The organism is Streptomyces scopuliridis RB72 (genome assembly GCF_000718095.1).
Taxonomy (GTDB): Bacteria; Actinomycetota; Actinomycetes; order Streptomycetales; family Streptomycetaceae; genus Streptomyces; species Streptomyces scopuliridis.
Genome location: NZ_JOEI01000003.1, coordinates 81,548 through 94,411 on the forward strand (window position 1 = coordinate 81,548; position 12,864 = coordinate 94,411).

Annotated in this window: 8 protein-coding genes and 1 tRNA gene; 6 read left to right on the plus strand and 3 right to left on the minus strand. The window is 71.9% G+C overall.

The genetic code is table 11. The annotated features are described in order from the left end of the window. The first annotated feature begins 237 nt into the window (after window positions 1–237). On the plus strand, window positions 238–903 hold the full coding sequence (locus tag IF11_RS0103630; protein ID WP_206300652.1) for a histone deacetylase: 666 nt from the start codon (window positions 238–240) through the stop codon (window positions 901–903). 215 nt (window positions 904–1,118) lie between these two features. After that, window positions 1,119–2,246 carry an asparaginase gene (locus tag IF11_RS0103635; RefSeq protein ID WP_030349929.1) on the plus strand — a complete coding sequence of 376 codons (1,128 nt, stop codon included), beginning with the start codon at window positions 1,119–1,121 and terminating at the stop codon, window positions 2,244–2,246. A gap of 29 nt (window positions 2,247–2,275) precedes the next feature. On the opposite strand, the gene IF11_RS0103640 is transcribed toward IF11_RS0103635, so the two are convergent. Continuing rightward, window positions 2,276–3,217 carry a bifunctional DNA primase/polymerase gene (locus tag IF11_RS0103640; RefSeq protein WP_030349930.1) on the minus strand — a complete coding sequence of 314 codons (942 nt, stop codon included), beginning with the start codon at window positions 3,215–3,217 and terminating at the stop codon, window positions 2,276–2,278. A 325-nt stretch (window positions 3,218–3,542) separates the two neighbouring features. Here IF11_RS0103640 and IF11_RS0103645 point away from each other — a divergent pair, with 325 nt between their 5' ends. The 3 genes from IF11_RS0103645 to IF11_RS0103655 all read left to right on the plus strand — a co-directional run bounded on the left by IF11_RS0103645 (window position 3,543) and on the right by IF11_RS0103655 (window position 6,834). After that, window positions 3,543–3,857, plus strand: coding sequence for a hypothetical protein (locus IF11_RS0103645; protein ID WP_030349931.1), 315 nt, complete (start codon window positions 3,543–3,545; stop codon window positions 3,855–3,857). Between the two features lie 437 nt (window positions 3,858–4,294). Further along, on the plus strand, window positions 4,295–4,960 hold the full coding sequence (locus IF11_RS0103650; protein WP_078490407.1) for a SigE family RNA polymerase sigma factor: 666 nt from the start codon (window positions 4,295–4,297) through the stop codon (window positions 4,958–4,960). A gap of 227 nt (window positions 4,961–5,187) precedes the next feature. After that, window positions 5,188–6,834 (plus strand): long-chain fatty acid--CoA ligase, encoded by a 1,647-nt coding sequence (locus IF11_RS0103655; protein ID WP_030349933.1) that lies wholly within the window; start codon window positions 5,188–5,190, stop codon window positions 6,832–6,834. Between the two features lie 180 nt (window positions 6,835–7,014). Here IF11_RS0103655 and IF11_RS0103660 read toward each other — a convergent pair whose 3' ends face one another. After that, window positions 7,015–11,454, minus strand: a complete 4,440-nt coding sequence (locus IF11_RS0103660; RefSeq protein WP_030349934.1) for a hybrid sensor histidine kinase/response regulator — start codon at window positions 11,452–11,454, stop codon at window positions 7,015–7,017. A gap of 377 nt (window positions 11,455–11,831) precedes the next feature. Continuing rightward, window positions 11,832–12,347: an SSI family serine proteinase inhibitor gene (locus tag IF11_RS0103665; protein WP_030349935.1), complete on the minus strand. Its 516-nt coding sequence runs from the start codon at window positions 12,345–12,347 to the stop codon at window positions 11,832–11,834. Between the two features lie 256 nt (window positions 12,348–12,603). Between IF11_RS0103665 and IF11_RS0103670 the strand changes: the two genes are divergently transcribed. Beyond that, window positions 12,604–12,694 (plus strand) — tRNA-Ser (locus IF11_RS0103670). Window positions 12,695–12,864: the final 170 nt, after the last annotated feature.

Genomic DNA, 12,864 nt, shown 5'->3' on the forward strand with positions numbered 1-12,864 from the left:
CCGATCAGCCGCCCGGCAAAAGGTCTTGAAAACCGTCGTGGCAGCGATGTCACCGTGGGTTCAAATCCCACACCCACCGCAGCAGGTCAGCGTAGGCGCTGGTCAGAAGGGGCGCTCCTCGGTGAGGGGCGCCCCTTCCGTGTTGGGCTGCGGCGGTGGGTGCTGGTTTCGGCGAGGATGGGTGTCCGTTGCGTTGAAGCGGCCGTGGCGCCGTGACTAGCGATCGGTGGATCAGTGATCAGCCCCCGCGTCATTCAGCGGCGAGAGAGCGGCAGCGCTCCGCCGGGTCAGGTCTGGTACACGTCGTACGGTTCCAATACGTGCCTTGAGCGGCTCTCGTACTACATCGTCGGCGGACGGCCGCCGGGTGCCGCCAGGGCGTATCCCGGGTGCAGGGACACGCGGCTGCCGAGGGTGTCCGTGCCTGTGGAGCTCGACGGCGTTATGTATTTCGCCACCGAGTCGCCCGTCTGGGGTGGCGGGAGAGCGTTCTACGATCCCGGCGTCAGGGGAAGGGTGTTGGCGAGGGCGCACCTTGTCTCGGTGGGGCAGTTCTCGGATATCGCGGCGCAGGAGATGTACCGGGAGCCGGGGGTTGACCTCGACCTCACGGAAGCGCTGAGCGAGGGGCGGGCGGTGCTCGGGGGTGGGCGGTACGAGGCGCTCGTTTGTCCGGGGGCGTTGGACGGGGTCCCGGTGCTTACCTTCACCGCTCCGTGGAGCGTGGACGAGTTGGAGTGGAACAAGCCTTCGGCGTCCTACGTCAGGGTCCTGGGCTCTGGTCTGCTTGAGGCGGGCGCCTGGGATGTGGACACCGTCGCGCGCTATCTCGCGGCGTGCCCGGGTGCGGCCGGCCGATGGACCGCGCGTGAAGTCGAGGAACTGATCGCCGAGTCCGAGTGAAGGGCGCCAGTCGCGGTCCCGGCTACGGCTGTTGAGCGGTCTCCTGGCGTCAGCATCGGGAAACGCCGAATTTACGGGGCGGGTCGTGGCGCGAAATGCGACTCGGTCACCTTTTCTCCCGGACCCTGATTGATCCATCCCATCAAGCATTCCCGGCACTCCCGGCGATCCCGGCAGCCCAGCCAGTCCTGTCGATCCCGGAGAAGGGGTGCGGTATGCGAGGAATTCTGCGTCGAACCGTCCTGCTGACGGCCGTGATGGCCCTGACAGCAGGTACGGCCGCCGCCGCCGAGCACAGCAAGGCGCCGGTCAAACGGCCCAAGGTCGCGGTCATCGGCACCGGCGGGACGATCGCCGGGGTGAGTAAGAGCCGGGTGGACTTCCAGGACTATCAGGCGGGCAAACTCCCCATTTCCGAGCTGGTGGGTGACCTCAAGCCCGAGGTGGACGGGATCGCGGACGTCTCCACCGTGCAGTTCGGCAACCAGGGTTCGAGCGGCTACTCCATAGCTGACTACCGCAGGCTGACCCAGACGGTCGACAACGCGCTGCGCTCGAACGACGCCGCGGTCGTCACCACCGGTACGGACACGATGGAAGAGTTCGCGTACTGGCTCGACCTGACCGTACGCAGCGACAAGCCGGTGATCCTCACCGGAGCGATGCGCCCGTGGACCGTCATCGGCACCGACGGTCCGGCGAACCTGTACAACGCCATCCAGCTCGCCGCCGGCCGTAAGACGACCTGCTTCGGCAGCGTCATCATGCTCAACGACGAGATCCAGGCCGCTCGTGAGGTCCGCAAGACGGACGCGCTGCGCATGGATACGTTCAACAGCGGTGCCAGCGGCGCCTTGGGCGTGGTGGACCAGGACCGCGTCCGGATCAACCGGGCGCCCGCGCGGGTCGACAAGTGCGGCAAGGCGAGCTGGAAGACGCCGTTCGACCTCGACAAGATCGTGGGCAAGGGGAAGAGCCTGCCGAAGGTGGAGATCGCCTACAGCTATCAGGACGCGGGCGGCGAGGCCATCAAGGCGTTCGCGGACTCCGGAGCGGACGGCGTGGTGACCGCGGGAACGGGCGCGGGCGGTATCTCTCCGGCCATGAGCAAGGCGCGTACCGAAGCGGCCAAGAACGGCACGGTGTTCGCCTCCACGACTCGTACGGGCAACGGGGCCGTCTACGACGACACGGCGGACGGCCGGCTCATCGGCGCGGCCGACCTCAGCCCGCAGAAGGCCCGCATCTTGCTTCTGCTCTCCCTCGCGGCTACCGATGACGTGGACAAGATGCGCGGCTGGTTCACCACCCTGGGTACGGCCGAGTTCAAGAGCCGCGGCTAAGTCCTGTCCGTCCGGACAGGACCTGGTCCTCAGGGGCCCGCGGTGAGGCGGGCGGCCGAGGCGATGGTCGCGCGGGCTTCGTGTTCGGTCAGGCCGGTGTGTACGGCGGCGTCGACGAGGGGTTCCGTCAGCGTCTCGCCGAAGCCGTGTTCGTACGCGCGGCAGGCGGCCCAGAACAGCCGGGTGTTGCGCTGGCCCGCGTGTGCCGCGCGTACGAACTGCACCAGGCCGTGGCCGCGCGCGGGCTGTTCCTGGGCTGCGCCGGAGCGGTGCCGGTGGTGCGGAGCACGCGTAGGGGGCGCAGGGGGTGTGAGCAGGCGCAGAAGGGCGCGAGGGCAGGGCGCGGGCGCCAGGCCGGCCGTACCGGGGGCCGGCCGGTAGGCGCCGCGCGCCGTGACCGAGCCGGGGCCTACGAGATAGCCGCCCGCGCCGCGTACGTCGATGCCGGGGGCGAGCCGGCCCGCGGAGTTCGGTACGACGACGTTCGGCGGGCCCGTCAGCCAGATGTGACGGCCACCGCTGGGGGTGAGGACCACCACGGTCTCCGGGAGCGTGAACAGATGCTGGAGAGCCAGCTGCTGGAGCGCTGCCACCGAGTCGGGGGGTGCGTCGAAAGTTGAGTCCGGGGCTGAGTCAGGCGCCGGTTCCGCGGCCGGTTCCGAGGTGACGTCCAGGTCTATGCCGATGAGGTGGTGCGGCGGCCTGCCACAGGCGATGCCGTAGCCGGTCGCCCAGGGCGCGGCGGCGAACAGGGAGCGTACGCCGGTGAGATCGGTGGTGGCGTCGTGCACGCCGTGGCCGGGACGCCCGCACTCGCCTCGGCAGAGAACCGGCTCGGGCTCGCCCCTGTGCGGTGAGCGCAGCGCGGGGAGCTTGGTGGAGGACAGCGGGAAGACGGGGAGCCCACGCTCGGCGGCGGACAGCGCGTGCGCGAGGGCCAGGGTGGCGGTGTGCCGGGCGGTGATGGCCATGGGTCTATGTTCGTACAAGCGTTCGAAGAAGGGAAGGGGGGTGGTTCGAGGCGGGAGGGTGAGGAGGCGCCGAAACGCTTCTTCCCTTGCGATGGAAGGGCTCGCGGTTCGGATCGCAACGTCCGGGCGAGGGCAGGTCGGGGCTTTGGGGGCGCATTAGGGGTTTATCGACATGTCCTCACGCTTGCGAGGGAATCAGGGGCTCCGGGGTGGTTCGCCGGGGATTCGGTGGGCAATTCTGAGGTCGCGACGTCGTCACCACGACCGAGACAGTCGGCCAACTGCCTCGGAACAAGCCGTACTTCTGGTTCCTGGAGGAAATGTCATGGCAAGCTTCCGTACCGCCCGTGCCTTCGCCGCTGTCGCCGCGCTGCCCCTCGCCGCCGCGCTCTTCACCGGGGTCGCTCACGCCGACAACGGCGCCTTCTCCGGTGCTGGATCGAACGCGACCGTGGCCACGATCAGCGGCAGTGGGGTGGGCGGAAACAACCTCGGCAACTCGACGACGACGCAGCAGGTAGCGACCGGCGAAGGGGCGTCCAATCAGAACAACACCGCGAATGTGATCGGCTCGGGCTTCACGACGATCGACCAGTCCAACGAGAACGTCGCGGTGACCTTCAACAACCTCTGGTGGTGAAGTACGGCCCGACGGGGGGCGTGACTGAGGGGTGAGGTGCGTTCTGCGCGGCGGTACTCCGGTGCCGTCGCGCAGGGCGTTCTCCGCGTTCTCCGCGTTCACCGACGTCTCGCCCGCGTCTCGCCGACGTCTCTCCGGTGTCTCCGCGACGCTGACGAGGGTGCGCGGCCTATGACCCCCGCGCGGCCGATGACCCCCGCGCGACCGCCGACGCCCCTGCGCGACCGATGCCCTTGCGTAAGCGACGGTCTTCGCGTGACCGATGCTCTCGTACGGTGGCGGATCCGTACTTCCCCGTGGGTGACCCTGACGGCCTCCCCGACCGCTCCTCCACCTACAGGAGGTGGAGCCAGCACCCTCACTACACCCTGAGGCGGAGACCGCTTCGGGACCTGGGGCCGATCCCCCGGGGTGGGCCTCGCTCCTAGCGTGGAGCCATGACCACGCCTGTCTGCACGAGCGCCTCTCAAGCCGCCAAGCCGGCCGCGCACTCGTCGTACCCGAGTCACCCGCCGGCCGCGCACAGCGCCCACGCGAGCCACAGTGCCCGCACCGGCCCCGCGAGCCACAGTGCTCACACCGGCCCCGCGGGCTTCTCGCCGTACCCGCCCTTCGCGTCGTTCTCCTCGTACGTACGGGCGCGGGGGCCCGTGCTGCTGCGTACGGCGCGCTCGCTCACCTCCAATCCGTGCGACGCGGAGGACCTGCTGCAGACGGCCCTCACCAAGACGTATGTCGCCTGGGACCGGATCGAGGACCATCGGGCGCTGGACGGTTACGTCCGCCGCGCCCTGCTGAACACCCGGACCTCGCAGTGGCGCAAGCGCAAGGTCGACGAGTTCGCCTGCGAGGAGCTTCCCGAGCCCGCCGGTCAGCCGGAGCCCGATCCGGCCGAGCAGCAGGTGCTGCACGACGCGATGTGGCGTGCGGTGATGCGGCTTCCCGACCGCCAGCGGGCCATGGTGGTCCTGCGTTATTACGAGGATCTCAGCGAGGCCCAGACCGCCGAGGTGCTCGGTGTCTCGGTCGGCACGGTCAAGAGCGCGGTGTCCCGCGCGCTCGGAAAGCTCCGCGAGGACCCGGAACTCTCGCCCGTCCGCTGATTGCGGCGTGTGCCTGATTGCGGGGCCCACGGGGCTTGCGGGGGCTGCGGGGCCCGCGGGGCTTGCGACAACAACCCCCGTGATTCCGGTCGGATCCCGGTAGGCCGAAGAGTTTGCCTTCCGGCCGTGCTTTCTACTCCCGGGTAGTGACATACCGCGCGGTACGTGCGCAGAATCTCCGCAACCGTTAACTGCCACGTAGCGCAAGCGCCCACCGGGAGGACGCCGTGCTGAGCACCATGCAGGACGTACCGCTGACTGTGACCCGCATCCTGCACCACGGGATGACCATCCATGGAAAGTCACAGGTCACGACCTGGACCGGCGAGAGCGAGCCACAGCGCCGCAGCTTCGCCGAGGTCGGCGGGCGCGCGACGCGGCTCGCGAATGCCCTGCGTGACGAACTCGGAGTCGTCGACGACGAACGTGTCGCCACCCTCATGTGGAACAACGCCGAGCATGTCGAGGCGTATCTCGCGATCCCCTCGATGGGCGCGGTCCTCCACACCCTCAACCTCCGGCTCCCGGCCGAGCAGCTGATCTGGATCGTCCGGCACGCGGCCGACCGCGTGATCCTCGCGAACGGGTCGCTGCTGCCGCTGCTCGCCCCGCTCCTCCCGCAGCTGCCGACCGTCGAGCACGTCATCGTCTCCGGTCCCGGCGACCGCGCGCTGCTCGACGGGGCGACCGTACGCGTGCACGACTACGACGAGCTGATCGCCGGCCGCCCCACCACGTTCGACTGGCCCGAGCTGGACGAGCGGTCCGCCGCGGCCATGTGCTACACCTCCGGCACCACCGGTGACCCCAAGGGCGTCGTCTACTCCCACCGCTCCATCTATCTGCACTCCATGCAGGTCAACATGTCCGAGTCGATGGGACTGACGGACATGGACACCACGCTGGTCGTCGTCCCGCAGTTTCATGTGAACGCCTGGGGCCTGCCGCACGCCACCTTCATGGCCGGCGTCAGCATGCTGATGCCCGACCGTTTCCTCCAGGCCGCCCCGCTCGCCGAGATGATCGAGCGAGAGAAGCCCACGCACGCCGCCGCGGTCCCCACCATCTGGCAGGGGCTGCTGGCCGAGGTCACCGTCCGCCCGCGCGATCTGACCTCGATGGCCCGCGTCACCATCGGCGGCGCGGCCTGTCCGCCCGCGCTGATGGAGGCGTACGACAAGCTCGGGGTACGGCTCTGCCACGCCTGGGGCATGACGGAGACCTCGCCGCTCGGCACGATGTCCAACCCGCCCGCCGGGCTCACCGCCGAGGAGGAGTGGCCGTACCGCATCACCCAGGGCCGCTTCCCGGCCGGTGTCGAGGCCCGGCTGGCCGGGCCCCGTGGCGACGTCCTGCCCTGGGACGGTGAGTCGGCCGGCGAGCTGGAGGTACGAGGTCCCTGGATCGCCGGGGCGTACTACGGGGGCGCGGGCGGTGAGCCGATCAAGCCCGCTGACAAGTTCAGCGAGGACGGCTGGCTCAGGACCGGCGATGTGGGGACCATCAGCCCGGACGGCTATCTCACGCTCACCGACCGCGCCAAGGACGTCATCAAGTCCGGCGGCGAGTGGATCTCCAGCGTCGAGCTGGAGAACGCGCTGATGGCCCACCCGGAGGTGGCGGAGGCCGCGGTCGTGGCCGTACCGGACGACAAGTGGGGCGAGCGGCCGCTCGCGACGGTCGTCCTCAAGGACGGGGCGACGGCCGACTACGCGTCGCTGAGGGAGTTCCTCGCCGGGACGATCGCGAAGTGGCAGCTGCCGGAGCGGTGGACGGTGGTGTCAGCGGTGCCGAAGACGAGCGTCGGGAAGTTCGACAAGAAGGTGATCCGCAAGCAGTACGCGGACGGGGAGCTGGACGTCACTCGGCTCTAGGACCGGACAGGGCCTGGCCGGGGAGCTGTGGTCGGTGCGGGGTCGTGCGGTACGGGGCGGCGGCGACCCGCACCGCACCGCCCCGACACCCACCCGTCCAGTGCCGCGACCGGCAATGTTTGCCCCGAAGGAGCGTGCGTGATGGGCGGCGTGACGGGGCAAAGCTTGCCGGGAGGGGCACTAGTTCGTCCCGATCTTCGCGAGCAGGTCCACGATCCTGGACTGCACCTCGTCGCTGGTGGAGCGCTCGGCCAGGAACAGCACCGTCTCCCCGGAGGCGAGCCGCGGCAGTTCCGTCCGGTCGATTCCCGCCGAGGTGTAGATCACCAGCGGCGTACGGTTCAACTGGCCGTTCGCCCGCAGCCAGTCGATGATCCCGGCGCGTCGGCGGCGTACCTGCATCAGGTCCATGACCACCAGGTTGGGCCGCATCTGGCTCGCGAGGTTGACCGCTTCGTTGTCGGTGGCCGCGCGCGCGACCTGCATGCCGCGCCGCTCCAGCGTCTCCGTCAGGGCGAGCGCGATCTCCTCGTTCTCCTCGATCAGCAGGACGCGCGAGGGGTGCTGTTCGCTGTCGCGCGGGGCCAGGGCCTTGAGGAGTACGGCCGGATCGGCGCCGTACGCCGCTTCGCGGGTCGCCTGCCCGAGACCCGCCGTCACCAGGACGGGGACCTCGGCGGCGACCGCGGCCTGGCGCAGTGACTGGAGCGCGGTACGGGTGATCGGTCCGGTCAGCGGGTCGACGAACAGCGCCGCCGGGAACGCGGCGATCTGCGCGTCGACCTCCTCGCGGGAGTGCACGACCACCGGGCGGTAGCCGCGGTCGCTCAGCGCCTGCTGGGTGGAGACGTCCGGCGCGGGCCAGACCAGCAGCCGGCGGGGGTTGTCGAGCGGCTCCGGGGGGAGTTCGTCGTCGACGGGCCGCGGCTGCGGGCGGTTGGCCACCTCGACCGCGCCGCCGGGGCCGTCCAGCGGCTCGGGGCCCTCGGCGCCCTCGTCGGGCGCTCCTATCGCGTACGAACGTCCCTCGGGATGGGCGTGGGGCAGGCGCGAGCCGCCCTGCGACGCGCCGCCGGCGGGGTGCGCGCCGGAGCCGGGGCCCGGGGCGGTCAGGTCGGGGCGTTCGGTGCCGTCGGGCGGGGTGCCGAGCTTGCGGCGGCGGCCGGAGCCGAGGGACTGAGGCTGGTTCGGGGCCTGGCCCGGAGCCTGGGCCTGGGGCTGGTTCTGGTGGTGGGGGAGCTGCTGCGCGAAGGGGACACCCTGGCCGAGGGTGCGCACGCTGTAGGCCCGCCCCTGTGTGGAGTCCGGCGAGACCGGCGCCTCTTCGGGCAGGGGCTGCGCGGGCGGGAGCGGCTGATGAGCACCGCGCCGGGGACTCGGTACGGCGGCGACGGCGGCGGACGAGGACGGCGGCTGGGCGGGAGCGTCCTCAGGTACGGCCCCGGGTGCCGGGGCGATACGGGCGGCCGGCGGGACCTGCGTGCTGCCGGTCGCGTTGCCCGTGGCGGGGTCGTCGGGCCAGCCCGGGGGCGGGGCCATCGTGCCGAAGCCCGAAGTCGTGGGCATCCCCTGGCCGTTGGACGCCGGTCCGGTACCGGATGCCGGGCCGGACGCGGGGTCCACGCCATGGCCGTAATCGTGGCCGGCGGCGGACCGGCCGGGCGGGGTCCGGTCGGGGCTTCCCCAGGCGTTCGGATTCGGGGCGTCCTCGGTCTCGGCGAACGCCTCCCTGCGCCGGGACGGCAGCGGGTGCGGCTGCGGCGGGGTGTGGTCGTCGTCCGGGTTCGTCCGTACGGCGTCATGGCGGCTCGGCAGGGAGCCGCCCGGCGCGGGTGGGGCGGCGGGGCCCTGACCAGGCCCTGGCGCGGGCGTGCGGTCGGCCTCGGCGGGCGGGAGTGCGAACGGGCTGCGCGCGCCCTCCGGCTCGGCGGGCACGGGGATGTGCCGCTCCTGCGCGGGGGCGAGCGCGCGCCGGGCACGGCGCCCGGCCGGTGGTGTCGGCTGAGCGGAAGGCATCGGCATGGGTGCCGGTGCCGGTCCTGGAACGGCGGCGGTCGGCGCGGCAGGAGCGCCGGGCGAGGCGGGTACGGCGACGCCGGCCGGAGCGGGCGGCGGTACGGGTGCGGATACGGGGGCGGCGGGCGCCATAGGACCGGCCGGAAGCGCGGGAAGCGCCCGCTGAGCCTGTCCGCCCTGTCCGCCCTGTCCGCCCTGGCCACCTGGTCCGCCCTGGCCTCCGTGCCGAGCCCGGCGCCCCGTCCCGGCGGCCTCCGTGGGGACACCCTGCGGCGGGACGGCCTGGCCCAGCGCCGCCCGTCCGGTCGGATGCGCGCCCTCGGCGGCGGTCACGACCGACCCTTCGGAGGGCGGGGCTGCCGGCAGCGCGACAGCGGACCCCGGGTTGGGCCCGGCGACACCCGGCCCGCCGACACCAGGTCCAGCGGCGCCCGGCCCGCCGGCACCAGGTCCAGCGGCGCCCGGCCCGCCGGCAGCCGCAGCAGCGTCGTCAGCGGGGCTCGGACGGCCACGCCGACGGCCCGTGCCACTGCCCCCGCCGGAGTCCTGCGCGGGGATCAGATCCTGCCGGACTCCCGGGCCCCCGAGACCGGCGCCCTCCGTCCCGGCCCCGGCCCCAGCCGTCCCAGCCAGAGCAGCCCCGGCCCCAGCCGTGCCGGCCGCGACCCCGGCTTCAGCCCCCGGCTCCGCCGCGCGCGCCCTGCGCCGTCCCGTAGGTTCCCCGGCGTCCTCCGTCTCCGTCGCGGACGCCAGGAACGCGTCCGTGGACGCCCGCCGCGCGCGTCGCCTGCCGCCGCCCGAAGTCCCCGCTCCCGCTCCCGTCCCGGCTACCTGCGCCGGCAGGGCGGGCTGTGCGGACCCCGGCATCCCGGCGGGCGGCTTGACCGTGCCCGCGCCCTCGCCCAGCGGCAGCTCCAGCACATACGCGCTGCCGCCCATACCCGGCATCTCGTGCGTCTGGAGCACCCCGCCGTGCGCCCGTACGATCCCGCGGACGATCGGCTCATGCACCGGATCGCCCCCGGCGAACGGCCCGCGCACCTCGATCCGTACGACATCGCCGCGCTGCGCCGCGGCCACCACGATCGTCGAGTCCACGTATCCGCCGCCCGGCACCAGCCTGGCCCGGCCCGTCGAGTCGACCCCGGCCACATCGGCGACCAGATGCGCGAGCGCCGTCGCCAGCCGGCCCGGGTCCACCTCGGCCTCGATCGGCGGGGCGTGCACCGCGAACTGCGCCCGGCCGGGCCCGATCAGCTCGACCGCGCCCTCCACTCCGGCCGCCACGACCCCGTCGAGCAGGGTGTTCGTCTTGATCAGCTGTTCCGTACCCGCGTCGAGCCGCTGATACCCGAGGACGTTGTCGACGAGCGTCGTCATCCGCGAGTAACCGGCGGCCAGATGGTGCAGGATCTGGTTGGCCTCGGGCCAGAGCTGTCCGGCCGGGTCGGCGGCGAGCGTGGTCAGTTCGCCGCGCAGCTCGACCAGCGGCCCGCGCAGCGATTCGCCGAGCACGGCGGTCAGCTGGGAGTGCCGGTCGGACGTCTCGCCGTACCGCTCCGTCAGCTCCTCGATCTCGGCCGCGTACCGGTCGCTGCGGTCCGCGAGCTCCGCCGCGTGCCGTTCTGCCGCCTCGTCCAGCTCGGCGCTCAGCCGCTCGGTGGTCTCCGCCAGCTCGGCGCGGAGGCGCGCGGTCGTGTCCGACAGCTCGGTGGTGAGGCGCTCCGTGGTCTCCGTCAGCTCCGCGGTGTGCCGTTCCTCCGCGGCGGCCAGCTCGGCGGCGTGCTGCTCGGTGAGTTCGTCGTACGGACGCCGGTCGGTGAAGGTCATCACGGCGCCGACGAGCTGATCGCCGTCCCGTACGGGCGCGGTCGTCAGATCGACCGGCACCTGCTTGCCGCTCTTCGCCCACAGCACCTGCCCGCGCACCCGGTGCTTGCGGCCCGACCTGAGCGTGTCCGCGAGCGGTGAGTCCTCGTACGGGAAGGGCTCGCCGTCCGCGCGCGAGTGCAGGATCAGCGGGTGCAGCTGGTGGCCGCCGAGATCGCTGGCGCGGAAGCCGAGGATCTGCGCGGCGGCGGGGTTGACGAGGACGACGCGGCCGTCGGTGTCCGTACCGACGACACCTTCCGAGGCCGCCCGCAGGATCATCTCGGTCTGCCGCTGCGAGCGTGCCAGCTCGGCTTCGGTGTCCATCGTGCCGGAGAGATCGCGTACGACCAGCATCAGCAGTTCGTCGCCGGTGTAGCTGTGCGAGTCGTTGTACGCGTCCCGGCCGTCCTCCAGGCTCGCGCTGGTCACCTCGGCCGGGAACTCACCGCCGTCCGTACGCCGTGCGATCATCCGCGTCGGCTTCGTACGGCCGCGCGCGTCGGCCGCTTCCGGGCGGCGCATCGAACCGGGGATCAGCTTGGAGTCGAACTCGGGCAGCAGATCGAGCAGCCCGCGGCCGACCAGCGCGGTGCCGGGGGTCTCGAACATCTCCAGCGCGATGGTGTTGGCGTTGACGACCGTGCCGTTGGCGTTGACGAGCACCAAGCCGTCGGGGAGTGCGTCGAGTATCGCCGCGAGGCGAGCAGCGCCTCGCGATGGCCTGCTGCTCACGACGACGCTTCCTCCCTGAACCACTGCACCTTGCGGACCGCGGCACCCATCTTGCCCCTCGGGTTCCGGCCTGTCACGGAAGGGAGTCTAAAGGCTGGGGAGCCGGCCGCGACGGCGGATGAGCGGGAGCTCTCGCAGGGGTTGTGTGCGAATGGCCTGTGCCAGTGGCCTTTCACGGGGCTTTCCGCACCTCGCAATTGCCTCATTGTGGGGTGTACTGCCCGACTGGGCGCGCCTGCTCCGACCGGGCCGGGGCAGGCGCCCGTACGAGCCGACACGCGGTCCGGCCGGAGCTGCGTGGGTATGTGGCGCCACGTGCGTGCGTGGGGCCACGTGCGTGCGTGGGGCCACGTGCGTACGTACGGACCGTGCGGGCCCTACGCCCGCGTGCTCGGCAGCACCGGCTCCAGCGTCTGCCAGCGGGCGATCTCGCACCCGTTCTTCCGGTTGAACGTGGCGTCGACGGCGTGCCCCTGCCAGGTGCCGGTGATGCGGGCCGTGGCGTCACCGCCGTACAGCATCGTGCACTGCGTGCCCTTCGCCACCGGCGCGAACGGATCCTTCTTCTCGCTCGCCAGCTGCGCCAGCCGGTCGCACGCGGCCCGCGCCTGCTGATGCGTTCCCCCGGCGGGCCGGCACTTCAGCCGGTACGTGCCGTCGGCGCCCCGGAGCCCGGAGTCCGCGACGGTGACCGTGAACTCGTCCGGAGCGTCTTCGGCCGGCGGCAGCGGTACGGGCGCGAGCCGCGTGAGCGTGCCGCCGGCGGACTCGGTGAAGGCGCCCGTGTCGGCGCGGGCCGAGGCGTCCGCGGAGGCGGCGGGCGCGACGGCGCCCAGCAGGGCGGCGGACGCGGCGACGGAGGCGGCGGCGGTGAGGACGAGGCGACGCAGCATGGAAGCTCCTGACGGGTGACGGGTGACGGGTGACGGGTGACGGGTGACGGGTGACGGGTGACGGGTGACGGGTGACGGGTGACGGATCCGGGGCCGGCGCCCCGCCCTCTCTAACGCGCGTCAAGCCCCGGCGTTGCGCACCCGGAAGCGCTTTGCTCTGTGGGCCACCCGCCTAGTACCGTGAGAAGCGATTGGTGACACCCCACCTGGCTGTGTCATCATCTGCACGCACCATCCGCGCCCGCGCGGGTGTGCTGGAGGCGTCGCCTAGTCCGGTCTATGGCGCCGCACTGCTAATGCGGTTTGGGTCTTAAAGCCCATCGAGGGTTCAAATCCCTCCGCCTCCGCGTGTTGATCACCGAAGCCCCGGCCCCACGGCCGGGGCTTCGGCCGTTCCGGCAGCGATGGTCCGTACGAGTGACCGCCCCCACGAATGATCGTCCGCCCGGACGCCGACGCGCGGTTCTGGGGTCGATTCTGAGGCGTTTTCGCAGGTCAGCGGTGGTCCGGCTAATGG